The 26,658-nt window shown below is 65.0% G+C and carries 17 protein-coding genes; 16 read left to right on the forward strand and 1 reads right to left on the reverse strand.

Features of this window, described 5'->3' with window-relative positions:
• The first annotated feature begins 570 nt into the window (after nucleotides 1-570).
• From JWQ90_RS18935 to JWQ90_RS19010, 16 genes are all read left to right on the forward strand, one after another.
• Nucleotides 571-3,048, forward strand: coding sequence for an efflux RND transporter permease subunit (locus JWQ90_RS18935; protein ID WP_299696573.1), 2,478 nt, complete (start codon nucleotides 571-573; stop codon nucleotides 3,046-3,048).
• A 55-nt stretch (nucleotides 3,049-3,103) separates the two neighbouring features.
• Entirely contained in the window at nucleotides 3,104-4,480 is a 1,377-nt protein-coding gene (locus JWQ90_RS18940) for a DUF1329 domain-containing protein (RefSeq protein ID WP_299696574.1), read from the forward strand.
• Between the two features lie 116 nt (nucleotides 4,481-4,596).
• Entirely contained in the window at nucleotides 4,597-5,565 is a 969-nt protein-coding gene (locus tag JWQ90_RS18945) for a YCF48-related protein (protein ID WP_299696575.1), read from the forward strand.
• 81 nt (nucleotides 5,566-5,646) lie between these two features.
• Nucleotides 5,647-7,611 (forward strand): DUF1302 family protein, encoded by a 1,965-nt coding sequence (locus JWQ90_RS18950; protein ID WP_299696576.1) that lies wholly within the window; start codon nucleotides 5,647-5,649, stop codon nucleotides 7,609-7,611.
• Nucleotides 7,612-7,733: 122 nt separating this feature from the next.
• The gene (locus JWQ90_RS18955) at nucleotides 7,734-9,113 is read left to right on the forward strand and encodes a DUF1329 domain-containing protein (protein ID WP_299696577.1); all 1,380 of its coding nucleotides are present in this window, start codon (nucleotides 7,734-7,736) and stop codon (nucleotides 9,111-9,113) included.
• A 390-nt stretch (nucleotides 9,114-9,503) separates the two neighbouring features.
• Complete coding sequence (locus JWQ90_RS18960) at nucleotides 9,504-11,489, forward strand: hydantoinase/oxoprolinase family protein (RefSeq protein ID WP_299696578.1); 1,986 nt, start codon at nucleotides 9,504-9,506, stop codon at nucleotides 11,487-11,489.
• Between the two features lie 76 nt (nucleotides 11,490-11,565).
• Complete coding sequence (locus JWQ90_RS18965) at nucleotides 11,566-12,003, forward strand: acetone carboxylase subunit gamma (protein WP_299696579.1); 438 nt, start codon at nucleotides 11,566-11,568, stop codon at nucleotides 12,001-12,003.
• Nucleotides 12,004-12,123: 120 nt separating this feature from the next.
• On the forward strand, nucleotides 12,124-14,256 hold the full coding sequence (locus tag JWQ90_RS18970) for a hydantoinase/oxoprolinase family protein (protein WP_299696580.1): 2,133 nt from the start codon (nucleotides 12,124-12,126) through the stop codon (nucleotides 14,254-14,256).
• 142 nt (nucleotides 14,257-14,398) lie between these two features.
• A complete protein-coding gene (locus tag JWQ90_RS18975; protein ID WP_299696581.1) occupies nucleotides 14,399-16,672 on the forward strand; it encodes a hydantoinase B/oxoprolinase family protein in 2,274 nt (757 codons plus the stop codon).
• Between the two features lie 103 nt (nucleotides 16,673-16,775).
• Nucleotides 16,776-17,618, forward strand: coding sequence for a hypothetical protein (locus tag JWQ90_RS18980; protein ID WP_299696582.1), 843 nt, complete (start codon nucleotides 16,776-16,778; stop codon nucleotides 17,616-17,618).
• Nucleotides 17,619-17,636: 18 nt separating this feature from the next.
• On the forward strand, nucleotides 17,637-18,095 hold the full coding sequence (locus tag JWQ90_RS18985; protein ID WP_299696583.1) for a DUF3237 domain-containing protein: 459 nt from the start codon (nucleotides 17,637-17,639) through the stop codon (nucleotides 18,093-18,095).
• Nucleotides 18,096-18,123: 28 nt separating this feature from the next.
• Entirely contained in the window at nucleotides 18,124-18,951 is an 828-nt protein-coding gene (locus JWQ90_RS18990; protein WP_299696584.1) for a glucose 1-dehydrogenase, read from the forward strand.
• Nucleotides 18,952-19,011: 60 nt separating this feature from the next.
• A complete protein-coding gene (locus JWQ90_RS18995) occupies nucleotides 19,012-19,776 on the forward strand; it encodes a glucose 1-dehydrogenase (RefSeq protein ID WP_299696585.1) in 765 nt (254 codons plus the stop codon).
• Between the two features lie 39 nt (nucleotides 19,777-19,815).
• Nucleotides 19,816-20,964: a DUF5938 domain-containing protein gene (locus tag JWQ90_RS19000; protein ID WP_299696586.1), complete on the forward strand. Its 1,149-nt coding sequence runs from the start codon at nucleotides 19,816-19,818 to the stop codon at nucleotides 20,962-20,964.
• A 46-nt stretch (nucleotides 20,965-21,010) separates the two neighbouring features.
• On the forward strand, nucleotides 21,011-23,014 hold the full coding sequence (locus JWQ90_RS19005) for an acetoacetate--CoA ligase (RefSeq protein WP_299696587.1): 2,004 nt from the start codon (nucleotides 21,011-21,013) through the stop codon (nucleotides 23,012-23,014).
• 267 nt (nucleotides 23,015-23,281) lie between these two features.
• On the forward strand, nucleotides 23,282-23,743 hold the full coding sequence (locus tag JWQ90_RS19010; protein WP_299696588.1) for a transposase: 462 nt from the start codon (nucleotides 23,282-23,284) through the stop codon (nucleotides 23,741-23,743).
• On the opposite strand, the gene JWQ90_RS19015 is transcribed toward JWQ90_RS19010, so the two are convergent.
• Complete coding sequence (locus tag JWQ90_RS19015) at nucleotides 23,740-26,478, reverse strand: LuxR C-terminal-related transcriptional regulator (RefSeq protein ID WP_299696589.1); 2,739 nt, start codon at nucleotides 26,476-26,478, stop codon at nucleotides 23,740-23,742. The genes JWQ90_RS19010 and JWQ90_RS19015 overlap by 4 nt on opposite strands.
• Between the last annotated feature and the right edge of the window lie 180 nt (nucleotides 26,479-26,658).

Here is a 26,658-nt window from a genome sequence, read left to right on the forward strand (position 1 = left end):
TCGCAAACGACGTAGGTCGGCAATCCTTTGCCGACGTGTGCGCCCTGATCCCTTGAGCACGTCGGCAAAGGATTGCCGACCTACCATCAGCGGGTTCAGGGTCCGTGAGCAGGTCCGCAAGGAACACCGGGCTTTCCTTGAAGCCATCGATGCTGTCACCTGCAGCGGCTGCGCGCATCGATCCATGTTGCAACGCAGGACGAGCCGACGTCGCAATGCAGCATCGGCTGTGCAATCGCCTGGGGAAACGAAGCTTTACCGATAACTACCCATTAGGGTGGCGTCGGAAAAACGCGGCGGTCGTGTAATGCCACCCACTATAAAAAGAGCGCTCCCCCGGTCGCTACGCCAGCACCAGCGATCGGGACGAGCCGCTTGATTCGCCCCGCGACAGCGGGGCCTGCGTCAGGAGAGCCATGAATACAGTCGACGTGAAGGCCTGCGCGTTCCGCAGCCGCCTGTTGTCCGCGGAATCGATCGGCGCTGCTGCTGCCGCAGTGTCGGCATCGCGCGTCCCCAACCCGTAAGCCGAGCGCGACAGCACGGCACGCCCAGCTAACGAGGAAGCCTATGTTCTCCCTGCGTCAACGGATTGCGATCTGGATCATCGGCCACCAGGCGATCAGCTGGATGGCTTTCGCCGTGATCACGGCATTCTTCGCGCTCGGCCTGCGCGACGTGCAGCTCAAGACGATCTTCTCCGACCTGCTGCCGAAGGACGATCCCTTCGTGCAGGTGTTCAAGGACCATCCGAACTTCGGCAATCCCTTGACGATGACGATCATGGTCAAGCGTAAAGATGGGGACCCGTCCGCGCCCTCCGCGGACAGGACGATCTATAACGCCGAGACCTTGCAGAAAGTCTGGCAGCTGACCCGCGACATCGACCTGGCGCCGGGCGTGGACCACGACCAGATCCTGTCGATCGCGACCGAAAAAGCGCGCTACGCCGAAGCCACGCCTTACGGCATCGACATGCGGCCGCTGATGGAAAACCATGTGCCGGCCACGCCCGAGGAGATCGTCGATTTCCGCGGTCGCGTCGACAAGTCGCCGAACGCGCGCACCTTCCTGATCTCCGGCGACAACGCCGCGACGCTGATCAACGCCACCTTCATCGAGCAGCGTCTGGACTACGGCACCGCGTTCGACTACGTGCACGGCCTGGTCGAGAAAGCGCGCGATGCGGATCACGACGTCTATCTCGCCGGCCAGCCGGCGCTGACCGGCTGGGTGTACCGCTACCAGTCGCAGATGTACATCATCTTCGCGGTCACCTTGACCGCGCTGATCGGCTCGCTGGCGCTGTACATGCGCAACATCGTCGGCGTGGTCACGCCGATCGTCACCAGCGCGGTTGCCGCGATCTGGGGCTTCGGCCTGACCGGCTGGCTGAAATCACCGATCGAACCGCTGCTGATGATCGTGCCGCTGTTGCTGGTGGCGCGCTCGTTCTCGCACTGCGTGCAGTTCACCGAGCGCTACTACGAAATCTATGCGCACGTGAAAGACCGATCCAAGGCCGCCGAAATCACCATGGGCGTGATGATGGCGCCGTCGGTGCTCGGCATCTTCACCGACATCGTCGGCGTGTTCCTGATCGCGATTGCGCCGATCCCGGCGATGGAGCGCTTCGCGCTGTTCTGCGGCTTCTGGTGCATCTGGCTGATCCCCACCGGCGTGGTGCTGATCTCGCTGCTGCTGGCCGCGCTGCCGGCGCCGAACAATGTCGAGCGCCTGGTCGGCCACGGCGGCCGCGAATCCGCGTTCCAGAAAAAATTCCAGGCACTGCTGCGTTCGATCTCGCACCTGTCCTACGGCAAGCCGGCGCGCATCACCACGCTGGTGTTCGCGGTGATCGCCAGCGTCGCGGTCTACGAGGCATTGCAGATCAAGATCGGCAACCCGGTCGAGGGCAGCAATTTGTTGTGGCCGGATTCTGAATTCAACGAATCGATCCGCCAGATCAACAGCCATTTCCCCGGCGTGAATACGCTGGAAATCGTGCTGGAAGCAAAGAACCCGAACGATCCCGCTCGCGTCGCGCGCCAGGCCGACACGGTGATGACGATGTTCAAGCTGCAGAGCCTGATCGAGAACGGCGACGCGCCGCCGCGAGCGACGCTGTCGTTCGGCGACTATCTGATGGAGGGCAATCGCCTGTTCGCCGGTGGCAATCCCAAATGGCTGCCGCTGGACCCGACCAACTCTGCAGTGAATGCGGCGGCGATCGCGGTGACCTTGGGCAGCAGCACCAAGGCGTTCTCGCATGTCATCGACTTCAACATGCAGAACTCGACGGTGTCGGCCTGGTACAAGGACAACAAGCAGGAAACCGTCGACGCGGCACTGAAAGCCGCGACCGCGGCGGTGGAGAAAGTCGGCATCGATCACGCGGCGTTCCGGGTGCGCCTGGGCACCGGCACAATCGCGCTGCAGCAGGCGACCAACCACGTCGTCGAGCGCTTTCACTGGGCCATCATCGGCCTGTTGAATCTGGTGATCCTGATCGGCTGCAGCCTGGCATACCGCTCGCTGATCGCCGGCCTGATCCTGCTGGTGCCGGTGAATCTTTCCAACTTCGTGCTCAACGCCTCGATGCACATGATCGGCATCGGCCTGGACATCAACTCGCTGATGGTCGCCGCGATCGGCGTCGGTGTCGGCATCGACTACGGCATCTACCTGCTGTCGCGGATCTGCGAGGAATACCACGCGCAGAACAAGGACTGGGGCGCCGCGATCACCGCGTCGCTGACCACCACCGGCAAGGCGATCATGTTCACCGCGTCGATCATGCTGATCGGCATCCTGCCCTGGTACTTCCTCAGCGAGCTGAAGTTCATGGCCGACATGGGCCTGCTGCTGGTGCTGATCATGTTGATCAACATGGTGCTCGCGCTGGTGCTGCTGCCGCTGCTGGTGTGGCTGATCAAGCCGCGCTTCGTCGGCCGCGACGACCTGCTGGTGGGCGAGGGCGTGGACCTGTCGCAGTACACCGCACAGCGCGAGGAATTCAGCAGCGGCCACTTCGTCGCGGCGAAGTAGGCCAACCGGAAAGCAAGCGACGGACAAAAGCTTGTGATGATTGAGGAGATCGAAAATGCATATCCGCAAATACGACGTCGACTACGGCCGCCGCACGCTGATGAAGAATGCGGCGCTGGGTGTCGGCGCCGGTGTACTCGCTCCGCTGTGGCCGGCGATCGCCAATGGCGCCGACCTGGGCAAGGTGTATCCCGACGAGCTGCTGTCGATCGAAGTGCTGACCAAGGGCAAGATCAAGCCGGGCGATACGCTGAGCGCGGCGAATGTCGACGTGGTCAAGGATCTGCTCGATCCGATCACCTACAAGCAGGTCAAGGAGATGGGCCGCAAGATCGGCATCATCGCCGCGCCGAAAGACACCACGGTGCTGTTCCCCAGCGCGTTCCTGGAAACCTCGCTGAAGAACAAGGGCAAGGCCAAGTTCGGCCCGGACGGCAACATCTACGCACCCGACGGCGGCGCCTGGCTCGGCGGCCTGCCTTTCCCCGACGCCAAGACCGGTGAAGAAGCGATCAGCAATCTGACGCTGTCCTGGGGCCGCGCCGACTACTGCCAGTACGCGATCCGCCAGTGGGACATGCAGCCCGACGGCAACCAGGCCTATCAGTACGACTTCGTCTGGGCCGAGTTGCAGGCGCAGGCGCGCGTCGACGGCACCACGTTCCAGAACCGCAAGGATCTGCTGCGCATCCAGTCCGTGTGGTTCACCGGCCCCAGCGACACCGCGGGCAGCTCGTTCCTGAGCACCTGGTATTACGACCAGAAGAAGTACCCCGATCTGTACGGCTACCTGCCGCAGTTCAAGCGCGTGCGCCAGTTCCCGACCAACCAGCGTTTCGAGCCGCTGCTGCCGGGCATCACCTGGTTCCTGTCCGACGCCTGGGCCGCCGGCGATCCGATGCTGACCTGGGGCAACTACAAGATCATCGGCCGCCAGCCGATGCTGGGTTCGGTCAGCGAAGGCTGGGCCGGCAGCAAGAAGAACTGGGAGAAGACCACGCACGGCGGCCCCAAGGGCCAGACCTTCTGGGACACGACGATGTCGCTGTGCCCGGACTGCATCGTGCTCGAGGCCGAGCCGATCGGTTATCCGCGTGCGCCAGTGGGCAAGAAGCGCGTCTGGATCGACGCGCGCAACCAGCAGTTCATCGCCTACATCACCTACGACCGGCGCGGCGAAATCTGGAAGTCCTTCGAAGCCGGCTGGTCGCAGTACAAGGACGGCAGCGCGGTCAGCAAGGACGAGAGCGGCAAGCCGGCGTGGTCGTGGACGCACATCCACAGCCATGACATCCAGTCCAACCGCATGACCCGGATCATGCACACCGACACCACCACCGGCGGCTACAAGAGCCAGTTCTCGACCCAGGGCGTGGACGTCTACAACAAGTACCTGACCAACCAGGCGATCCAGCGACTCGGCCAATCCTGAGCATCCGTAGGGCGGGTCGCGACCCGCCGCTGTTGCAGCGAGAACGGCGGGTCACGACCCGCCCTACGGTGCGGTTGTTCAAACTGCGGTTCTTCAAAGTGCGGGGCGAGAGAGACATGAGCAATAAAAGAATTCTGATGTGCGGCGCCGCGGTAATTGCCGGTGTGATGGCGATTGCTGCAGCGCGCGCCGCGCAAGAGACCGGCAAGGTCGACACGATCATCACCGGCAAGGCCCACGACGCGCTGTTCGCACTGGCGTTCAACCAGAACATCGGCGTCGCGGTCGGCGCTGCCGGCGCGATTTTCGATACCCGCGACGCCGGCAAGACCTGGCAGCGCGTATCGCCGTCGCCAACGCAGCTGAGCCTGCTCGGCGTCGACATCAACGCCGCGCATGAACTCGCTGTCGGCCAGATGGGTTTGATCCTGAAGCGCGACGCGCAGGCGGCGTGGCAGAAAGTCGACAGCGGCACCGAGGAGCGCTTGTTCGCGGTGAGCCTCAACAGCCACGGCGTTGCCGCGGCGGTCGGTTCTTTCGGCACCGTGCTGAAGTCCAGCGACGGTGGCGGGAGCTGGGCCGCAATCGCGCCGGACTGGTCGCCGTACACCGAGGACGGCGCACAGCCGCACCTTTATGGCGTGGACGTAGACGAAGCCGGATCGGTCACGATCGCGGGCGAATTCGGCCTGATTCTGCGTTCCGCTGCCGGCCAGGCCGGCTGGCAGCTGCTGCACAAGGGCGCGGCCTCGATCTTCGCGCTGGACATTCGCAGCGACGGTGTCGGCTATGCGGTCGGCCAGAGCGGAGCGGCGCTGCGCAGCGACAACGGCGGCCAGACCTGGAGCGAGCTGGCGACCGGCAGTGCAGCGATTCTGCTGGGCGTGCGGTCGAGCGCGGATGGCCAGGTGGTCGCCAGCGGCATGCGCGACATGCTGCGCAGCGCCGACAACGGCCAGACCTGGAGCCACGTTACTGCGGGCGACGTGCAGTCGGCCTGGTATTCGGGCCTGGCGCGGGCCGATGCCGGCGCGCCGCTGCTCGCGGTCGGCGCCACCGGAAAAATCATTCGTATCGACAACTGAGCCCATGCGGGAAGCGATTCGGGAAGCAAGGTCGTAGAGAAAGGCAGCACCCGTAAAACGAGAAAACGAAGGGGAGATGCGATGAAACGATACCAACAAGGGCGGTGGCTGCAGGCGGGTCTGGCGGGCGCGGTGCTGTTGCTGAGTTGCAATGTGGCGCAGGCACAGAAAGAAGGTGACGGCAGTTTTTTTGACGGCCTGCTAGGTGGCATTGACGTCAGTGTCGGCGGATTCGTCCGCGTCGAGAACGCGTTCCAGACCGGCGGCGAGAACCCGAACAACCAGAACGGCAACACCTTCAACGGCGTCACCGTGGCGCGCATGCCCGGCGTGCCGGTGCCGGGCTCGCAGGCGCTGAGCTTCGCGGTGCCCAACCCGCTGCTCGCCGATACGACGACGCGTACCGGCATCGACACGTCCAACAACTGGTCGAACTATCACATCCTGCGCGGCGAAGTCGAAACCGGCATCCGCTTCACCTCCGATCTGTCGCTGATCGGCAGGGTGCGCGCGATCTACGATCCGGGCTACGACGATTTCAACGCGCACAGCGTCGACGACGATCGCGGCGGCATCGACGGCGGCGACAAGGCGCTGTATCGCAGCAGCAGCCCGAACTATTTCGAGTACCGCCCCGAGGGCAAGTCGCACGCCAATCCACTGGAATGGGCCGGCCAGAACTACCTGGTGTACTTCCCGTCACTGTTCTTCGATTACAACCATGGCCCGCTGAACCTGCGCGTCGGCAATCAGCAGATCGCCTGGGGCCAGGCGATCTTCTTCCGCGTGTTCGACGTCGCCAACGGCATCGATCTGCGCCGCCATTCGGTGCTCGATTACGCCCAGGAAGAATATGCCGACAAGCGCGTGCCGCAGCTGTCGATCCGCGCCGGCTACCAGCTCACCGACGAGGTCCTGGCCGATGCGTATGTCGCCAAGTTCCAGCCGACGATCTACGGCAATCCGAACACCCAGTACAACGTGATCCCGGTGCAGTTCACCGTGCATGACCGCTACGGCGACTACGACGACAAGTTCAGCTATGGCCTGCGCATGAAGGCCAACTACGGGCAGTGGGGTTTCCAGGGCATGGCGGTGCGCCGCTGGAATCCGGACGGCGTGTTCCGCTGGACCCGGTCCGGCGTCGACAAGAACGTGCCGAGCAGCAATCCGCTGGGCCTGGTGGTCAACACGCTCAACGGTGGCAACTCCGGCGCGCAGCTGGCGAATACTCCGTTCGAGGCCTCGCCGGGCGGCGTGTATTCCGCCGAAGAGTGGTTCAGCTATGCCGCGGCGGTGCGCCTGGACGGCGTCGCCGGGTTGAATGCGGCGGTCAACGACTTCGCTCCGGCCACGACCAATGTGCTGGCTTCACCGGTCGATACTTTTGCGCAGGCGCATAACGAGCTCGACACCTTCTTCATCGCGGCCGGCGGCAGCCTGCGCGGCCACATCGAGCGCAAGTATTTTGAGGAGAACGTGTTCGGCCTGGGTGTCAGCTACGTCACCGAGGCCGAGCCGGGCTCGGTGTTCGACCAGATCATCTTCAACCTGGAAACCTCGTACACGCCGGACCGCACTTTCACTTCGCCCGATCTGGGGCAGAACTTCCTGACCCAGGACGCCTCGGTCACCGCGCTGGTGATGGAGAAGTACCAGCGCTTCAGCCAGAGCTTCCCGGCCACGTACTTCGTGCTCCAGGCGATGCACCGCAACGCCGACGATCTGTTCGGCCGCTCGCTGAAAGGCTACGGCGGTACGCGCACCTCGAGTCCCGACGGCATCAGCAGCGCCGACTACGTGGTGTTCGCCGCGCAGCAGCCGTTCCCGAACGACATCTACCGCGCCGCGATTGCGGTGCTGTACGACCCGCGCGGCAGCATCCTGGTGCAGCCGGGCGTCAAGTGGAAGCCGCGCGGTTCGATCACCATCGAAGCCTTCTACTCGTACATCGAGGGCGGCTTCGCCGGCAATGCGAACAAGACGCTGCTGTCGACGGTGGACTTCGCCGACGAGGTGACGATCCGCGCGGCGTATCAGTTCTGATGGCTTGCAATCGCGGACTTGGGTCCGCTCCTACAGTTGGCGAAACGCACTGTAGGAGCGGACCTTGTCCGCGATGACACGCCAGCGCAACCGAGCACTGCTGCGATTCCACCAGGAACAACATGCGAATCCGCCGCTACGATCACGACTACAGCCGCCGCCATTTTCTGAAAAGCGTTGCGGCCGGCGTCGTCGGTGGCGGCGTGCTGATGCCGGTATGGGACGCGATCGCGCAAACCGGCAGCGCCGCCAAAGCCTATCCCGACGAGCTGCTGTCGATCGACGCCTACACCCGGGGCCGGATCAAGACCGGCGACGAGATCAGCGCGGCGAATGTCGACCAGGTTAAGGATCTGCTCGAGCCGATCAAGTACGTGCAGATCAAGACCCTGGGCCGGCGCCTGAAGATCGCGCCTACGACCAGCGACGTGATGAAGCTCAGCCCCTGGGAATACCTGGAGGCGACGCTGCGCAATGCCGGGCAGGCGCGGTTCGACGAGCGCGGCAACATCGTCACCTTGCAGGGCAAGCCCTGGATCGGCGGCACGCCGTTCCCGAATGCGACATCCGCATTGGAGCTGTATGCGGGCCTGACGCTGAACTGGGGCCGCCACGACGCCTGCCTGTATGCGATGAAGGAGTACGACCTGAACATCGAGGGCGACGTGCAGTTCAATTACGAGAGCGGCTGGGCCGAGCTGTCGCCGGTCGCGCGCGTCTCGATGGACCCGAAGCCCTACCTGCCGGGGCGCGAGAACAAGCTGCGCTACCAGTCGGTGTTCTTCACCACGCCGGACAGCATCAAGGGCACCTCGTTCCTGAATATCTGGGATTACGACCAGAACAACTTCCCGGAGCTGTACGGCTACGTTGCCGCATTCAAGCGCATCCGACAGTTCCCGACCGACCAGCGTTTCGAGCCGCTGATTCCCGGCTCGACGCTGTATCTGTCCGACGCCTGGTGCGCGGGCGATCCGCTGTACACCTGGGGCAATTACAAGGTGATCGGGCGCGGGCCGGTGCTCGCCGCGGTGTCCGGCGGCTGGGCCGGCGGCGAGCATCCGAACTGGGAACACAAAACCCATGGCGGCCCCAAGGGGCACACGTTCTGGGACACCACGGTCGAGTTCGTGCCCGAGGCGGTGATCATCGAGGCCGAGCCGGTGAAATTTCCGCGTGCGCCGGTCAGCAAGAAGCGTGTCTGGATCGATGCGCGCACGCAGTTGCCGATCGCGATGGTGTCCTACGACCGCCGCGGCGAACCCTATCGCTCGTTCGACGGCGCCTACGGGCTCTACGAATCCAAGGGCAAGACCTTCAACGACGGCCAGCATCCGTACTGGTCCTGGGGGCATGTGCATGCCTTCGACATCCAGAGCGGCAGGATGACGCGGCTCGAGCAGGTGCGCGAAATAGCCGGCCACCCGACGCGCGTCAACGACGCCGGAATCTACGATCGTTACCTGACCAACGCGGCACTGATGCGCATGGGCAGCGGCTAGATGGAGCGGGCGCAGGGCGTAGGTTGGGCTGAGCGCAGCGATGCCCAACACCGTCGCGGCACGAATGTTGGGGTTCGCTGCGCTCACCCCAACCTACGAAGAGCTGATGCGCATGGGCAGCGGCTGATTATCTGGCGGTCGCGCCGATCTTCATCGCGGACAAGGTCCGCTCCTACAGGAGGCGAAACCAAGGGTGCGGAAAATTCCTGTAGGAGCGGACCTTGTCCGCGATTCCCGCAGCCCGCGCAGGCCTGCGGTAAACCGGCAACGCGACTACCCGCACGGGTAGCGAAATACCCGGTTCGCTGAACGTAGTCTGTCCGTATTGCTTCCCTGATCCCGTCGTCAAAAGAACGGGACGCAACATTCAACGCGAGCAGGAGAGACACCATGAGCCCAGCCACCGCAGCCGCGATGGCACAGCCGACGGCGGTGCCGCATGCGGCAGGTGCCGGCGGCATGCTGATCAACATCGACAACGGCGGCACGCTGACCGATATCTGCGTGATCGCCGGCGCGCAGGTCTATCGCACCAAGACCCTGACCACGCCCTACGATCTGTCGAAGTGCCTGTTCGAAGGCCTGCGCAAGGTATCGCGCCTGATCTACGGTGAAGACGATCTGCTGAAGCTGCTGCGCAATACCGCGCACATCCGTTATTCGACGACCCAGGGCACCAATGCGCTGGTCGAGCGCAAGGGCCCGCGGCTCGGCCTGATCACCGGCGGCACGCTGGACGCAAGGACCATGCGCTCGCAGGCGGGCGCTGCGGATCTTTTCGACGCGCTGATCGGTGATCGCGTTGCGAGCCTGAATGTGGGTGGCGATGAGGCGGCGCTGCAGAAGGCCGCAGTCGCAGCCGTCAACCAGCTCGCATCGGCCGGCGCCAATCGCATCATCGTCGCCTTTGGCGGCGCCGATCGCGGCAGCGCCGAGCGCCATGTGCGCAGCGTGCTGCTGCGCAAGTTCCCGCCGCATCTGCTCGGCGCGATTCCGCTGCTGTACTCGCATGAGGTGGTCGAAGACGACAACGATCCGCGCCGCGCCTGGACCGCGATTTTCAATGCCTTCCTGCATCCGGCGATGGAGCGTTTTCTATACGCGGCAGAGCACAAGCTGCGCGAGAACAAGGCGCGCAATCCGCTGCTGATCTTCCGCAACGACGGCCACTCCGGCCGCGTCGCCAAGACCACCGCCGTCATGACCTACAGCTCGGGCCCGCGCGGCGGCATGGAAGGCGCGCGCGCTCTGGCGGCGCATTACGGGTATCTGCAACTGCTGTCGATGGACGTCGGCGGCACCACGACCGATATCGGCGTCGTCGACAAGGGCGTAGTGCGCTCCGAAACGCATGGCAAGGTCGAAGGCGTTGCAACCTCGCTGCCGCTGTCGGACGTGATCAGCGTCGGCGTCGGCGGCTCGTCGATCATCAAGGCGGAGCGCGAGACCATCAGCGTCGGTCCGCAGTCGGTGGGCTCGGCGCCGGGCCCGGCCTGCTTCGGCCTCGGCGGCCGCCTCGCGACGATCACCGACGCGTTTCTGGTGCAGGGCCTGCTCGATCCGGCCTCGTTCTTCGGCGGCGAACTGAAAATCGATCTCGAGCGCGCCAAGGCCGCGATCGCCGAAAACGTCGCCAGTCCACTGGGTATCAGCGTTGAGGCGGCCGCGACGCGCATGGAAGACGCCTGGGTCAGGAAAGTCGCCGATGCGCTGAAGGCCTACACCCGGATCAGCGCGGATACGACGCTCGCCGCTTTTGGCGGCGGCGGTCCGTTCGTGGTGTGCCGCGTTGCCGAGGCGGCGGGGGTATCGCGCGTGCTGATTCCGGGCCTGGCCGCGGTGTTTTCGGCTTTCGGCCTGGGTTTCTCCGACATCGCGCACCGCTTCGAGGCGGTGCTCGCATCCAGGGATGCGGCCGGTCTGAAAGCCGCGACTGACGAGGTCATGCAGAAGGCGCGGCGCGGCATGTATGGCGAGAACATCGAGCTCGACGAATGCCGCATCGAAACCATGCTGCATATCGCGAGCAAGGGCGAAACCACGACGGCGGCGCTCAGCGACGGCAAATTGCCGTCCGATCTGCCATCGGACGCGCGTCTTTCCGTCTCGCTGCTGGTGGCCAAGCCGATCGCGCAGCCGCAGCTTTCGGGCAAGTTCGGCGGCGCGTCGAAAGCGGCGAAAGCCAGCGGCACGCGCCGCATTCTCAGCGCCGGCCAGTGGCTGGACGTGCCGCTGTACCGCGCCGAAGAACAGCGCGGCGGCAGCGGTGCCGCCGGCCCCGCGGTACTCGAAGAAGCCTTTTACACCTGCCGCATCGAGGCCGGCTGGCGCTTCGACTTCAACGACAGCGGCGACATCCTTTTGAGCACGCCGTAGGGCGGGTCATGACCCGCCGTTGAGTCGACAAAACAAGGGCGGCGGGTCACGACCCGCCCTACGAGGAGACAACAACATGAAAGTTCTGGTCACCGAATACCTGCGCATCAATCTGGACACCGAGCAATACGAATGCCGCCGCTGCGATCGGCAGCTTGGCTCGGCGCGTGAAAACTACAAGCGTGGCCTGCGCGTCTACGACCGCGATCCGCGCGAGATTCACAAGCCGCTGCTCGATCCGAAAATGTATGCGCGCACCTACTCACCGGACCCGGCCTGGTGCCGGATTCTCGAATACTACTGCCCGAACTGCGGCACTTTGTTCGAAGCCGAATACCTGCCGCCGGGCCATCCGCCGCTGCACGATATCGAGTTCGACATCGATGCGCTGAAGCTGCAATGGAAGGATCGCGTCGAAGTCAAGGAGCCGGTGATCGGCCCCGATCTGGCGCTGGAGAAAGTGAAAATGGGGCGTGCGATCCACAGCCAGCATCAGCACGGGCACAAGCCCTGAGCAAAAACTTCGATGCGCGGCGCCTGTAGGAGCGGTCCTTGACCGCGAATGTGACGGTGAGGCCTCAATCGCGGTCAAGGACCGCTCCTACAGTGACACGATTGAAACGAAGGAACATCCATGAAACGAGTATCAGTCGATATCGGCGGCACTTTCACCGATTGCTTCGTCAGCTGGGGGACGCGCAACATCCAGGGCAAGGCGCTGACCACGCACCACAACCTCGCGCTCGGCTTCAACGAGGCGCTGGCCAATGCCTGCAAGGAGCTCAGCGTCGAAGTCGGCACACTGCTGTCGCAGGTCGATTCGGTGCGCTATGCGACGACGCTAGGCACCAATGCGCTGATCGAGCGCAAGGGCCCGCGCATCGGCGCACTGGTCACCACCGGCTTCAAGAGCACGATTCCGCTGTCGCGGGCGCGCGGCTACGGCGAAGGCCTGTCGGAAGATCGGCAGATGGACATCCCCAACGCGCAGCGGCCGGAGCCGATCGTGCCGATCGAGATGATCCGCGAAGTGCGTGAGCGCGTCGATTATCTGGGCGACATCTTCTGGGATCTGGACGAGGACGACGTGCGCCAGCGCATCCGCGAACTGGTCGACGCCGGCGCCGAGGCGCTGGTCGTCGCCTTCACCAACAGCGTCGTCAATCCGCAGAACGAGCTGCGCGTGCGCGAGATTTTTCTGGAGGAATATCCCGGCCATCTGCTCGGCGCGATCCCGCTGCTGCTGAGTCATCAGGTCGCCGGCCGCAAGGGCGAATACGCGCGCTCGATGTCGACGATCATGGACGCCTTCCTGCACGCGACCATGTATCACGGCCTCGGCACGCTGGAACTCAATCTGCGCGCGCAGGGCTACGACAAGCCGATGCTGGTCAATCACAACTCCGGCGGCATGGCGCAGCTGAATTCCACCGACGCGCTGCAGACCGTGCATTCCGGCCCGGTGTCGGGCATCGCCGCCAGCGAGCATCTGATGCTGCAGACCGGCCTGGGCAATGTCGTCGCGACCGACATGGGCGGCACCAGCTTCGACATCGGCATCGTCGTCCAGGGCGGCGTCAAGTACTACGACTTCAATCCGGTGATCGACCGCTGGCTGGTGTCGATTCCGATGGTGCATCTGGTCACGCTCGGCGCCGGCGGCGGTTCGATCTGCAGCTTCGAGCGCATGTTCAAGACCGTGAAGATCGGCCCCGCTTCGGCCGGCTCCGATCCCGGCCCGGCCTGCTACGACCGCGGCGGTTTGAAGCCGACCGTGACCGACGCGGATCTCGCATTGGGCTACCTGGATCCGGCGAATTACGCCAACGGCCACATCAAGCTCAATCCGCGCCGCAGCCGGCAGGCTTTCGAAGAACTTTGCGACGATCTCGACATGGACATGGTCGGCGTTGCCAAGCTGATCAAGAAGACTGTGGATGCGAACATGGCCAACGGCATCGCCACCGAGTTGCGGACGCGCGGTTACGAGCCGAAAGATTTCACCGTGCTCGCTTACGGCGGCAATGGTCCGCTGCACGCCTGCGGTATCGCGGCGGTGCTGGGCATCGATCGCATCCTGGCGCCGCCGTTCTCGTCGGTGTTCTCGGCGGTCGGCGCCGGCAACATGAACCAGATGCACATCCACGAGATCAGCACCTGGACCACGCTGTTCGATCCGAACCTGCGTGCGTTCTTCTCGAATTACAGCGTGTTCAACGGCAGCGTGGAAGAGCTGGAGCGTCGTGGCCGCGAAGACCTGCTGCGCCAGGGTTTCGACGCCGGCGAAATCCAGTACCGGCTCGAAATCGACATGCGCTACGGCAATCAGCGCGTGCAGACCGCGGTGGTCACCGACCTGAAGCGCCTGGAAAGCCAGACCGATGTGCTGCGCCTGATCGCCGAATTCCACACGCGCTACGGCGAACGCTTCGGTGAAGGCAGCCAGTCGCCCGAGGCCGGCATCCGCATCAACACCATCCGCGTCTGCTCGTTCGTCGAGAAGCCGAGCGCGAGCTTTTCCGGCATCCAGGATGACGGCCGCGTCGGCATCACGGTCGAGCCGCTCGGTACGCGCCTGTGCAGCTTCCCGGGCCACGACACGCCGATCGAGACGCGCCTGTACGACCAGGCCGCACTGCTTGAGGGCACGCGCATCGAAGGCCCGGCGCTGGTGACGACGCCGGCGACCACTTACCTGGTCGAGCCGGGCTGGCGCTATTACGCGGCGAGCCAGGGCGCGGTGTGGTTCACGCGCGGCGGGCATTGAGGTATTGCGCAGGCCCGGTTACGCGAACTGTAGGAGCGCTTCTCAAGCGCGATCGAGGCCTCACCGTCCCAATCGCGGTTAAGAACCGCTCCTACAGCTCCAGGAACAGCAGTAGTGCGGCTTCGGCCGAAAGGAGAACACCATGAACGACATGCCACCCAAGGCCGCATTGACCGCCGAAGACCAGGGCCTGCTCGACAAATTCCTGTCGGAGAACCGGCTGTTCCTCGGCCCCGATCCCGAGATCATGCGCAACCACACGGTGCAGCCGCGCTCGAAGATCGAGGAGGAAGCACTGGCCAGGAACCTGGACCCGCACCAGGTGCATCACGTGCGCGGCCTGATCAACGCGGCGCTGTCCGAAGCCTTCACGATGGTCAACCAGATGGGCGCTGCGCCCGGCGCCAAGTGGGGCGACCTGGTCACCGGCATCTACACCGCGCAGGGCGATCTGAGCATGATCGCGCCGCACGGCATCATCGCGTTCGCGGCCTGCTGCTTCTATCCGATCCGCTTCATCATCAAGAACTGGATCGACGATCCCAGCGTCGGCGTCAAGGAAGGTGACGGCTTCATCCACAACGACGCGCGCTACGGCGGCGTGCATAACACCGACCAGTCGATGATGATGCCGCTGTACTGGAAAGGCGAGCTGATCTGCTGGCTGTCCTCGACCATCCACGAAGGCGAGAACGGCTCCTGCGAGCCGGGCGGCCTGCCGGCGGCGGCCGAGAGCAAGTACGACGAAGGCCTGAAGATGTCGCCGTTCAAGGTCGTCGAGAACTTTCAGCTGAAGCGCGACCTCGTCACGTTTCTGCAGAACTCGGTGCGCGATCCGAAGCTGCAGCTGGAGGACATGAAGGTCAAGCTGCATGCCGTGATGCGCTTGCGCGAGCGGGTGTTCGCGATTCTCGAGCAGTTCGGCAAGGACCTGCTGGTCGGCACCTTGCGCAGCCACCTGGAAGACACCGAAGTCGAAATGCGCCGGCGCATCCGCGAAATGCCGGACGGCACCACGCGCGTGGTCCAGTTCATGGATTCGACCTTGCGCGAGAACGCGCTGCAGAAAATCTCGCTGGCGATCACGATCAAGGGCGAGCGCATGATCTGCGATTTCCGCGGCACGTCGCCGCAGTTCATGAACCGCAGCGTCAACACCAACATCGCCTCGTTCAAGGCCGCGCTGTGCACCGGCCTGCTGCAGAACGTCTGGCCGGATCTGCCGCATACGATGGCGGTGCTGTCGCCGATTGAGATCATCAGCGACCACAACTCGATCATCGACGCCGAAGGCGAAATGCCGCAGGCGATGAGCCTGATGCCGATGTTCAAGGGCTGCGTGGTCTGGACCATCCCGATGAACAAGTTCAACTACAGCCTGCCGACGCGCTACTCGGCGGTGATCGCCTCGCAGTACGACCAGGCCGCGACTTTCATCTACGGCGGCATCACCCAGCACGGCGACGTCACCGGCAACTTCTGTGCGGACATCAACGGCAACGGCCAGGGCGCGCGCAGCCACGCCGACGGCGAGCACAGCGTGTCGCCGGTGTTCGGCTTCATGTGCGACAGCGGTGAACACGAGATCAACGAGGAAGACACGCCGATCATCCGCCTGGGAGCGCAGCGCATCGCCAAGGACCGGATCGGCTTCGGCAAGTATCGCGGCGGCATGGGCTACGAGCAGATCGCAACTGCGCGCGGCTCCGGCATGTGGGGTTTCATGACCGGCTGCGAGGGTTCCAAGTTTCCGTCGGCGCAGGGCCTGTTCGGCGGCTATTCCTGCCCGAGCTACCAGCTGTGCAAGATCAAGGGCGTCAACATCTTCGACGAGCTGCGCAAGAATCCGAAGATCGTCGAGGTGTTCGACATCGTGCAGCTGATGAACCAGCAGCCGCTGCCCGGCAAGTACAGCAGCCAGGACATGGGCATGACCTTCGAGCTGTGCAACGACGGCGAGGTCTACATGATCTGCCAGGGTGCCGGCGGCGGCTACGGCGACGTGCTCGAGCGCGATCCGGAAGCGGTGATGAAGGATCTGCGCGAAGACCTGATGTCGCACGACATCGCCCGCGACATCTACAAGCTGGTGTTCGATTCGCAACAGCTGATTGTCGACGTCGAGGCCACCGCCGAGCTGCGTGCCGCCGAACGCCGTGCGCGCATTGCGCGCTCCAAGCCCTACGACGAGTTCGTCGCCGAGTGGGTCACGCCGGAGCCGGCGCCGCATCTGACCTACTTCGGCAGCTGGAGCGACAACACGGTGATCCACGCGCAGAACCCGGCGATCGGCCTGAGCGTGAAGATGGATGCCGACAAGCTGCAGGGCATCTACATGCCGAATCCGAAAGACCTGCGGATCGCGCAGCTCGAGGCGGAACTGGCAGCGCTGACGAAGTCTGCGGCCGGCGCATGAGCGCCCTGCGACACGGTGTCTGCCGCGCAGCGGCAGCGGGTGCGGGAGCAGGGCGGGCGGCTCACGCTTCCGAGCGGTGCCTGTCATACGCGAAGGTAAGCCAGTGAGCCGCCTGCTGGATCGCGTCGCCGCAGTGCCCATCGGCGGGCTGCTGTGGCTGGACGCGAGTGACTATGCGTCCGCGCTGCTGGCCAAGGGCGCGCCGCCGTGGCTCGACGTCGCCGCGACGCTGGCCTGGCAGCGCAAGGCCCAGGGTCTGCTGCACTCCGACGTGATCAGCCTGCCGCTCGCGCTGGTGATCGAGGCCTGGCTTGCGCAGGCCGCGCCGCTGCGCAGCGCAATGGCGGCGAAGCCGCGCCTGCTGGCGCCGCTGAAAGTGCTGCTTGCCGACGCGGCGCTGCGTGCGCATCTGGCGGAACTGGTGCGCGGCATGCGCGCCGGCTTCGGCGACGCGCTGCTGGCGCTGCGGGTGCCGTCGCCGCGTTACTGGCCGGCGCTGGCGTATGCGCAGGCTTTCGCTGCGGATCAGCCGCTGGAGGTCAGCGCCGACGATGCCGATGCGGCTGCGGTTTATGTCGCCGACTTTCTGCGCGGTTTCGGCGAAGCCGGAGTTGATGTCTTGTTGCTGGAAGAATGCCCGGCCTCCGTGCCCTCGTCCGACGATGACCTGTGCTGCTACGGCGCCGTGATCAACGTCGCGCGGCATTACCGCTGGGATCTGGGCCTGCTGCAGCCGAGTGCCGGCGACTACGACGCCGCCAGCCTGGACTTCGTCATCGCGCCGACAGCGCAGCGTGGTGCGACGATCGCGGCGCTGCGCATACCGGCTTCGTTCTGGGACAGCGGCCGCGCCGCCGCCGCGCCGCTGCGCTACCTCAGCTTGCCGGCGAGCGGCCTGCAGCCCGAGGCCGTGCTCGAGCGCCTGTCCGGCCTGCGTGCCGGTTGATCCACCAGGAGAACCTCGATGCTCGCCTATCAGCTCGAACACATCTGCTCGTACCGCGCGCAGCTGAATCCGCCGCAAGTCATCGGCCCCTTGCCCGGCGGCATCCGCGTGAACTTCACGATTCTCGGCGGCGAAATCACCGGCCCGCGCATCCGCGGCGAGCTGATGCCGGTCGGTGCCGACTTCTTCAATCTGCGCAGCGACGGCGTCGGCATTCTCGACGTGCGCGCCTGCATCAGGACGCACGACGGCGCGCTGATCGATGTTGCCTACCAGGGTGTCGGCGACCTCGGCGAAGACGGACACGCCCGCTTTCTGCGCGGCGAGCTGCCGCCGAAGCTGCAGCTGCGCACCGCACCGCGCATGACGACGGCGCACCCCGGCTATCTGTGGGTCAACCGCCTGCAGTGCTTCGGTGTCGGCTACGTCGACATGCAGAGCTTCGAAGTCTTCTATGACGTCCATGCGCTGCGCTGACGCAGAGCCATTGCGAGGAGAACCCATCATGAGCCAGGCAACAAACGATCCGACGCGCGCTTTCCGTCTCGACGGCAAAGTGGCTTTCATCAGCGGTGCCGCGCAGGGCCTCGGCGCGCATATCGCCAGCACGTTGGCGGCGGCCGGCGCTGCGGTGTTTCTGACCGACGTGCAGGCCGAAGCGGTCGAGAAGACCGCGGCCGCGATCCGCGACGCCGGCGGCAAGGCGGCGGCGATGCAGCACGACGTCACCCGGGAAGAACAGTGGGATGCGGCGATTGCCAAGGCGGTCGGCCGCTTCGGCGGGCTCGACATCCTGGTCAACAACGCCGGCGTCGAGGACATGGCGCTGCTGACCGAGTGCAGCCTGGAGACCTTCAAGCGCATCCAGGACATCAACGTCAACGGCACGTTTCTGGGCCTGAAATACGCCATCCGCGCGATGCGCCCGGGCGGCATCAGCGGCCGCAGTGGCGCGATCGTCAACCTGTCGTCGCTGGCCGCGATGATCGGCGTCACCGGCCTGTCTGCCTACTGCGCGTCCAAGGGCGCGGTGCGCTCGATGACCAAGGCCGCCGCGATCGAATGCGCGCAGCTCGGCACCGGCATTCGCGTGAATTCGGTGCATCCGGGCGTGATCAAGACCGCGATGGGCACGCATCTGCTGGAAGGTTTCGTACGCCTCGGCCTGGTGCCGGACCTGGCGACCGCGGACGCGGCGATGAACCAGCTGCATCCGCTGGGCCTGGGCGAGCCGGCTGACGTGGCGAATGCGGTGCTGTATCTGGCGTCGGGTGCGGCGCGCTGGACCACCGGCGCGGAGATCGTGCTGGATGGTGGGGCTTACGCCCAGTGAGGCAGACGAAACCTGAATTCCGCGATCGGACCGTGATCGGCTTTTCCGGAGAACCAGCGAATGAATCGACTACAGAAAAAAGTCTGCCTGATCACCGGCGGCGCGCGCGGCCTCGGCCTGGCTGCTGCCGAAGCCTTGTTGGCTGAAGGCGCCAAGGTGATGATCACCGATCTGGATCGCGCCGAAGGCGAAGCCGTCGCTAAAACGCTCGGCGCCAATGCGGTATTCCAACAGCAGGACGTGACCCGCCGTGAGCAGTGGGGCGAGGTTCTCGATGCTCTGATCGCACGCTGGGGACGGCTCGACGTGCTGGTCAACAACGCCGGTGTCGCCGGCATCGCCGATATCGAAAGCATCAGCGCCGAGGATTGGGCGCGCACCATCGACGTCAATCTCAACGGCGTCTATCTCGGCACGCAGGCGGCCATCGCGCGCATGAAGCACAGCGGCGGCGGTGCCATCGTCAACATCGCCTCGATCGAGGGCCTGATCGGCGAGGCCGGCCTGCCGGCCTACAACGCCAGCAAGGGCGGCGTGCGGCTGTTCAGCAAATCCACCGCGATCCACTGCGCGCGCAGCGGCTACGGCATTCGCGTCAACAGCGTCTGTCCGGGCTTCGCCGAGACCCAGATGGTCAGCGGCGCGCTCGCCGCGCTGGCGCCGGAGACGGCGCAGATGTTTGCGCAGAAAACCCTGGCGCGGATTCCGATGGGCCGCTTCGCCAGGCCTGCGGAAATCGCGGCGGCGGTGTTGTTTCTCGCATCGGACGAATCCAGCTACATGACCGGCTCCGACCTGGTCGTCGACGGCGGCATGACCGCCTGATCCACACCACAAAACAAAAAGCACTCGAGGAGAACAACGATGGGCACCACACTAGCCAAAAAACCGGTCGTGATCTACGGCGTCACCGGCTACACCGGCCGCCTCGTCGCCGAATACCTGCGCGAATACCGCATGCCGTTCATTGCCGCGGGCCGCGACGCCAGGCGCATCCGGGAGGTGCTCGATAAAGTGCCAGGCATCGAGAACGCCGACTACGAAATCGCCGAGGTCGAGCACAGCACCGAGGCGCTGACGCAGTTGCTGAAGGGCACGAAAGTGCTGTGCAACATGGTCGGCCCGTTCATGAAGTACGGGCCCGAGGCGGTCGAAGCCTGCCTCGCCGCCGGCGTGCATTACACCGACACCAATGGCGAACAGAACTGGATGATGCACGCCCAGCAAACCTGGGGCGAGAAGTTCGCGGCGAAGCAGCTGCTGCTGGCGCCGGGCATCGCGCAGATGTACACCACCGGCGAGATCGCCGCGAACATCTGTCTGGAAAATCCCGGCCTGGATACCCTGGACATCCTGGTGCTGTGGAAAGGCTTCCCGACCTATGCCTCGACGCAGACCATCTTCAGCATCCTGACCGCGAACTTCTATCACCTGGAGCAGAACCAGTACCTGCAGTGGCCGGCAACCGCCAAGGCCGAAGTGATCGTGCCGGGCCAGCACCAGACCGCGATGGCGCTGCCCTGGGGCGGCACTGCGCACCCGGTGTGGTTCAAGGACGATCCACGTGTCGCCAACTGCAAGGCCATGGGCGGCGTGTTCGAGCGCAGCGTGATGGAGGGCGTGGTGCAGATCGCCGCAGTGGTCGAGGAAAAGATCAAGCCTTTGCCGAAAGCCGAAGCCGACAAGGCGCTGTCCGACATGGCGGCGAGCCTGCAATCCGGCATGCCGCCGCGCGAGAACACGCGCATCAATACCTCGGTGGATTCAGTGCACGCCAGCGGCCCGCTGGGGCGCGCGCATTGCGTGATCCACGGCAACTGCAACTACAAGCAGACCGGTCTGCTGCAGGCTTATGTCGCCTATCACCTGCTGCAGGCGCCGCCGAAGCGTTACGGCTTCGCCTCGGGCTGCCAGGCCTTCGGCCATCGCGAACTGCTGGGTGTGCTGCAGAGTTTCGGTCTGGTCAGCGAGCCCGTCGTGACGCTGCAGACCGGCGGAGCGCGTCGTGGCTGATGATGCCGTTGCAAAGGCGGCGCAAGGCCCAGAAAGGAGCCAGGCGATGGTCAAGGAAGGGCAGCTTCTGTGGGCGCCGAGCGAGGCGTTCGCGAACACATCGAACATCGCGCGATACACGCGCTGGCTGGCGTCCGAGCGCGGCCTGAAGTTCGCCGCTTACGGCGCGCTGCACCAATGGTCGGTCACCGACGTGCCGGCCTTCTGGGCCTCGATCTGGGACTATTTCGACGTGCAGTCGTCGACTCCGTACCAGCGCGTGCTCGACCAGCGCAAGATGCCGGGCGCTAAATGGTTCGAAGGCTCGAGCGTGAATTACGCCGAGCATCTGCTGCGGCACGAGGCCGTCGCCAAGCCCGGCGAAACGGCGTTCCATCACCTGACCGAGAACCGTCCGCTGCAGCAGATGAGCTGGCAGGAACTCGGCCGGCAGGTACGTATTCTCGCCACGCAGTTGCGCGCAATGGGCGTGGTGCCCGGCGACCGCGTGGTGTCGTATATGCCGAACGTGCCGGAGACCGCGATCGCGATGATGGCGACCTTGGCGGTCGGCGGCGTCTGGTCGTCGGCGGCGCCGGAGTTCGGCGTCAAGACCGTGATCGACCGCTACGCGCAGATCGCGCCGAAAGTGATGTTCGCCTGTGACGGCTATCGCTTCGGCGGCAAGAATTTCTCGCGTGTGGCCGAGGTGCAGGAAATCGCCGGCAAGTTGCCTGGCCTGGAAAAACTGGTGTGGCTGCCGTATCTGAATCCGGACTCCACGCAGATCCCGATCGCGGATGCGGTGCTGTGGCGGTCGCTGATGGACCACGCCGACGTGCCGCGTGCGAGCTTCGTCTACGAGCGCCTGCCTTTCGATCATCCGATCTGGGTGGTGTTCTCGTCGGGCACCACCGGCCTGCCCAAGCCGATCGTGCACAGCCATGTCGGCGTGCTGGTCGAGCATCTGAAGCTGATGCACTTCCACCTGAATCTGCGTCCCGGCGCGGCGATGTTTTTCTACAGCACCACCGGCTGGATGATGTGGAACCTGCTGATCGCGGCGCTGATCACCGGCGGCTCGGCGGTACTGTACGACGGCAGCCCGATGCATCCGGGCCCGGACTTTTTGTGGAAACTCGCGGCCGATACGCGCTGCGTCAGCTTCGGCGCGAGCCCGACGTTCGTGCAGATGATGGAGAAAGCCGGGCTGAATCCGGGCACGGCCTACGATCTTTCGGCGCTGGAAGCGATCATCGTCGCCGGTTCACCGTCGACGCCGGAAACCTTCGAGTGGTTCTACCGCTGCGTGAAGCAGGATCTGTGGGTGACCTCGCAGTCCGGCGGCACCGAAATCTGCAGCGGCTTCGTCGGCGCGGTGCCGACCCTGCCGGTGTATGCGGGCGAGATCCAGGCACGCATGCTCGGCATGGACGTGCAGGCCTGGAACGACGACGGCCAGGCGGTGACCGATGAAGTCGGCGAGCTGATGGTGATGAGCCCGTTCCCGTCGATGCCGCTGTATTTCTGGAACGACGAGAACGACAGGCGCTATCGCGAATCGTATTTCGCGCAGCACGAGGGCGTGTGGCGCCACGGCGACTACATCAAGATCAACCGGCGCGGCGGCTGCTACATCTACGGCCGCAGCGATTCGACCCTGAACCGCTATGGCGTGCGCATCGGCACCGCGGAAATCTATCGCTGCGTCGAGCAGCTGCCGGAGATCGCCGACAGCCTGATCGTCTGCTGCGAACTCGCCGGCGGCCGCTACTTCATGCCGATGTTCGTGCAGCTGCGTCCGGGCCAGCAGCTGGATGAAACGCTGCGCGAGAAGATCGGCGTGAAGCTGCGCGCCGACTGCAGCCCGCGGCATGTGCCGGATCAGTTGTATGCGGTGGACCTGATCCCGTACACGCTGACCGGCAAGAAAATGGAATTGCCGGTGCGCAAGATCCTGATGGGCTGGGCGATCGAGAAAGCGGTGAGCCGCGACGCGATGATGCAGCCGACCGCGATCGACTGGTTCATCGATTTCGCTGCCGGGAACAAGGAGATGCTGAACGGCTGAGCAGGCTGTGGTTACGCAACTGTAGGAGCGGTCCTTGACCGTGATTGTGTCGGCCAGGTCTCAATCGCGGTCAAGGACCGCTCCTACAGTTGCGGTATGGACAGCAGATCAAGACAGTCGGGCTTGCGATGCGGATGCGTATCACGGCCACGATTCGGTTCAAAGGCTAGAGCGAACCGTGTTCATGGAACTGTAGGAGCGGTCCTTGACCGTGATTGTGTCGGCCAGGTCTCAATCGCGGTCAAGGACCGCTCCTACAGTTGCGGTATGGACAGCAGATCAAGACAGTCGGGCTTGCGATGCGGACGTGTGTCGATTCCGGGGCAGGTCTATCTGGTGACGACGGCGACCCGGGACCGCCGGCCTGTCTTCAGAGACTTTCGGGCTGCCTGCGCTGCCGCTCGGTGCTTCGATCAGGCGCGGTTGCTGGGGAACGCCCGGATGCTGGCTTGGGTGTTGATGCCGGACCATGCGCACTGGTTGCTGCAGCTGAACGAGGATGAGACCCTGGACGCCGTCGTTCTGCGATTGAAAGGCGCGAGCGCCCGATCGGCCAATCAAGTGCTGGGCCGAACCGGTTCACTCTGGCAGCCTGCCTATCACGACCGGGCCTTGCGCAAAGACGAGCACGTCATCACCGCCGCCCGCTACCTGGTCGCCAACCCGATCCGCGCCGGCCTGGTTCACAGCCTCGGCGACTACCCCTACTGGAACGCCGTCTGGCTCTAAACCAGCCCCATCCGCCGCGCCGCGTTGATCGCCTGCAGGCGGCTGCCGGCGCCGAGCTTGCCGTAGATGTTTTTCAGATGGAACTTGACCGTGTTCTCCGACACGAACAGCTCCGCCGCGATCACCTTGTTCGACACGCCGCGGGCCAGGAAGGCGAGGATGTTCTTCTCGCCGTCGGTCAGCGGCTCGGCGATCTGCAGCGGGGCACCGCTGGCGAGGTCGTCGGCGCTCGGCGCGGAGGTGCCGAGCAGTCTTGCGGCGAAACGCAGCAGGCCTTCGCCGGACTGTTCGCGGCCGCCGCCGGCCTCCTGCAGCGACGGGTAGACTTCGCGCAACAGTTTCTGCACCTCGTCGCCTTCGTCGAGGAAGCTGCGGATGAAGCCGCGCGGTTCGGCGAGCTGCATCGCGTGACGGATCGCGGCGTAGGCCGGCCGCGCGCGGCCACGCTGCGACTGTGCCAGCGCCTCCAGGATGTGCAGCTTGATCTGCCGGCGGATGCGGCCGTGACGCTGTGCAAGCTCGAGTTCCAGCGCGATCTGGCGTAGCGCCTCGTCGCCGTTGCCGCGATGGATCGCCAGGCGGATCCGGCCGATCGCCTCGCCTTCGCTGTCTTCGGAAAACAGCGCCGTACCTTGCGGCAGCACGAACTCGGGGCGCTGCGGGATGCGCGACGCGATCAGCTGCGCGCGGTCACGTTCGCCGCGCAGCAGATGGCGCCGCACGCGCTCGCGATCGACCATGCGGATCAGCCTCGGCCAGCCGGTCAGATGGCCGATGTTCTCGGCCTCGTCGAGCAGCTCGACCGCCTTGGGCGATGCGCCGCGCGCATCATGGATGCGCGCCATCGAGACGTAGGCGACCGCGAGGAAATCCAGCAGCACGCCTTCGCGGATCACGTCGTGGAACTGTGCGAACAGCGCCTCGGCGGTGGCCAGCTCGTCGGCGTCGTAAAGCGCCATCAAATAGCAGGACACCAGCGACGCGGAGGCCACCGAAGTATCGGCGTCGGCGTGCTGTTCGGCGAGGCCCGCGCGGAAGCGTTCGAGCGCTTCGCGCAGCTCGCCCTGCACCAGCAGATTGGTGCCGGCAATCGCGACCGAGTAGCCGCCGCTGAAGCGCGCGTGCGCCTTGTCGCTGTAGGCGCGCGACAGCATCACGTATTCGCGCGCGCTCTCGTAGTCGCCGGATGAGGACGCGCTGTAGCCGATCACATTGCAGGCGGCGGACAGCTCGAAGGCGCGGAACGGTTCCGGGTCCGGTACATGCACGTCGATGCTGCGAACCAGCTCGAAGGCGCGCGGGATATCGTCGAACAGCAGCGTGACCATGGTGCGCACGACGTCGGGATTGGCCGAGGGCGCGCCCGGCGCCGAGGCGAGCGTGACCGGTGTGTCGAGCACCTCCATCAGCGGCCGCAGCTTGCGGTGGCGGCGCAGAAAGCTCAGTGCGTAGGCGATCTTCACGGCGAGGTCGCGGCGCGGCTCGATTTCGTCCAGCGGCAGCCGGTCGTACCAGCGCTCGACCGTTGCCAGATGGCCCTCGGCGACCAGACGCGTGCTCCACAGGTTCATCACGCTGGCGGCGAAGCCGAATTCGCCGGCCTCGATGGCATGGTGCATGGCCTCGTCGTGGAAGCCGTGGGCGTGATACCAGTGTGCGGCGCGCGAATGCAGTTCGCGCAGGCCCTGCGGATCGCTCTCGCGCAATTGTTCGAGCAGGAAGCCGGAGAACAGCGTGTGATATTTGAACCAGCGCAGCTCGGAATCGAGGCTGCGCAGGAACAGGCCGTTGCGTTCCAGGAACAGCAGGATGCTCTGCGCGTCCTGCCAGCCGAGCAGCGCATCGCACAGCGGCGCGCTCAAGCGCGTCAGCAGGCTGGTGCGCAGCAGGAATTCGCGGATGCGCGGCGTCTGCAGGCTGAGCACGTTGTCGGCGAGATAGTCGGCGAGTTCGCGCGGCCGGTAGCCGCCCAGATCGCCGAGCGCGCCGCGCACGCTCGGGCTCGCCAGGCTCAGGCGGAACAGCTGCAGCGCCGCCGGCCAGCCCTCGGTTTGTTTATGAATCGCGGCGACTTCGTCCTGCTTGACGCCGAGGTCGCGCGCCTCGGCGAAGAACTGTTCGGCCTCGAACGTGGTGAAGCGCAGCTCGTCGGCGCGCAGCACGAGGGCGCGGCCGTTGACCAGCAGCCGCGCCAGGCCGAGATCGGGCAGCGCACGCGAGCCGAAGTGGATCGTGATGCGGTCCGGCAAGCGTTCCAGCAGGTCGCGGAAGAAGCCGAGAATCGCCGGGTTGGACAGCTCCTGAAGCTCATCGAGGAACAGCGCGACCGGGCGGCCGAGTTGCAGCAGGCGCTGGATCACCGCGTCGGAGCGGCGCGCGCGCGGGCCGGCCGGATTCGGCCGGCGCGGACCTCCGGGGGTGTCGCCGCAGACCCCGTCGAGCAGCGCGTCGAAATGGCTGGTGAAGCGGCGCATGTCGTTGTCGGCGTCGTCGAAGCTGAGCCAGCCGGTGAGGCTGCCGCGCTGCTGACAGGCGCTCATCACCTGCTGCAGCAGTGTCGACTTGCCGTGGCCCGCCGGCCCCTGAAACAGGAACGTGCGGACCGCGCCTTCGGCAAATATCCGGTCGAGTATCGCGCGCCGCGACACCACCCCACGGAAAGCGGGCGGCGCAAACAGCTTGTGCGAACTGATCTGGGCCGAGGGTCTGTCGCCCTCAGGTCTTCCAGCGGTCATCTGCGAGCTCCTCCGCTCGTGACGAGCGCCGACTATAGCCCATCGAACGACGGCGTTCGGCGCGGAGCCGGTTTGTGGCGGCGCCGTAGGCTGCAATCGCGGTCGCTGAGAGTCGTAGGTCGGCAATCCCTTGCCGACGTGCTCAGGAAATCGGGGAGCACACGTCGGCAAAGGATTGCC

Origin of the sequence: Hydrocarboniphaga sp. (genome assembly GCF_028291725.1) — a bacterium.
In the GTDB taxonomy this organism is placed as follows: domain Bacteria; phylum Pseudomonadota; class Gammaproteobacteria; order Nevskiales; family Nevskiaceae; genus Hydrocarboniphaga.

Bases quoted from the DNA above. Each gene is read 5' to 3' on its own strand.
- JWQ90_RS18935 (WP_299696573.1), top strand. From the start codon at position 571: ATGTTCTCCCTGCGTCAACGGATTGCGATCTGGATCATCGGCCACCAG.
- JWQ90_RS18940 (WP_299696574.1), top strand. From the start codon at position 3,104: ATGCATATCCGCAAATACGACGTCGACTACGGCCGCCGCACGCTGATG.
- JWQ90_RS18945 (WP_299696575.1), top strand. From the start codon at position 4,597: ATGAGCAATAAAAGAATTCTGATGTGCGGCGCCGCGGTAATTGCCGGT.
- JWQ90_RS18950 (WP_299696576.1), top strand. From the start codon at position 5,647: ATGAAACGATACCAACAAGGGCGGTGGCTGCAGGCGGGTCTGGCGGGC.
- JWQ90_RS18955 (WP_299696577.1), top strand. From the start codon at position 7,734: ATGCGAATCCGCCGCTACGATCACGACTACAGCCGCCGCCATTTTCTG.
- JWQ90_RS18960 (WP_299696578.1), top strand. From the start codon at position 9,504: ATGAGCCCAGCCACCGCAGCCGCGATGGCACAGCCGACGGCGGTGCCG.
- JWQ90_RS18965 (WP_299696579.1), top strand. From the start codon at position 11,566: ATGAAAGTTCTGGTCACCGAATACCTGCGCATCAATCTGGACACCGAG.
- JWQ90_RS18970 (WP_299696580.1), top strand. From the start codon at position 12,124: ATGAAACGAGTATCAGTCGATATCGGCGGCACTTTCACCGATTGCTTC.
- JWQ90_RS18975 (WP_299696581.1), top strand. From the start codon at position 14,399: ATGAACGACATGCCACCCAAGGCCGCATTGACCGCCGAAGACCAGGGC.
- JWQ90_RS18985 (WP_299696583.1), top strand. From the start codon at position 17,637: ATGCTCGCCTATCAGCTCGAACACATCTGCTCGTACCGCGCGCAGCTG.
- JWQ90_RS18990 (WP_299696584.1), top strand. From the start codon at position 18,124: ATGAGCCAGGCAACAAACGATCCGACGCGCGCTTTCCGTCTCGACGGC.
- JWQ90_RS18995 (WP_299696585.1), top strand. From the start codon at position 19,012: ATGAATCGACTACAGAAAAAAGTCTGCCTGATCACCGGCGGCGCGCGC.
- JWQ90_RS19000 (WP_299696586.1), top strand. From the start codon at position 19,816: ATGGGCACCACACTAGCCAAAAAACCGGTCGTGATCTACGGCGTCACC.
- JWQ90_RS19005 (WP_299696587.1), top strand. From the start codon at position 21,011: ATGGTCAAGGAAGGGCAGCTTCTGTGGGCGCCGAGCGAGGCGTTCGCG.
- JWQ90_RS19010 (WP_299696588.1), top strand. From the start codon at position 23,282: ATGGACAGCAGATCAAGACAGTCGGGCTTGCGATGCGGACGTGTGTCG.
- JWQ90_RS19015 (WP_299696589.1), bottom strand. From the start codon at position 26,478: ATGACCGCTGGAAGACCTGAGGGCGACAGACCCTCGGCCCAGATCAGT.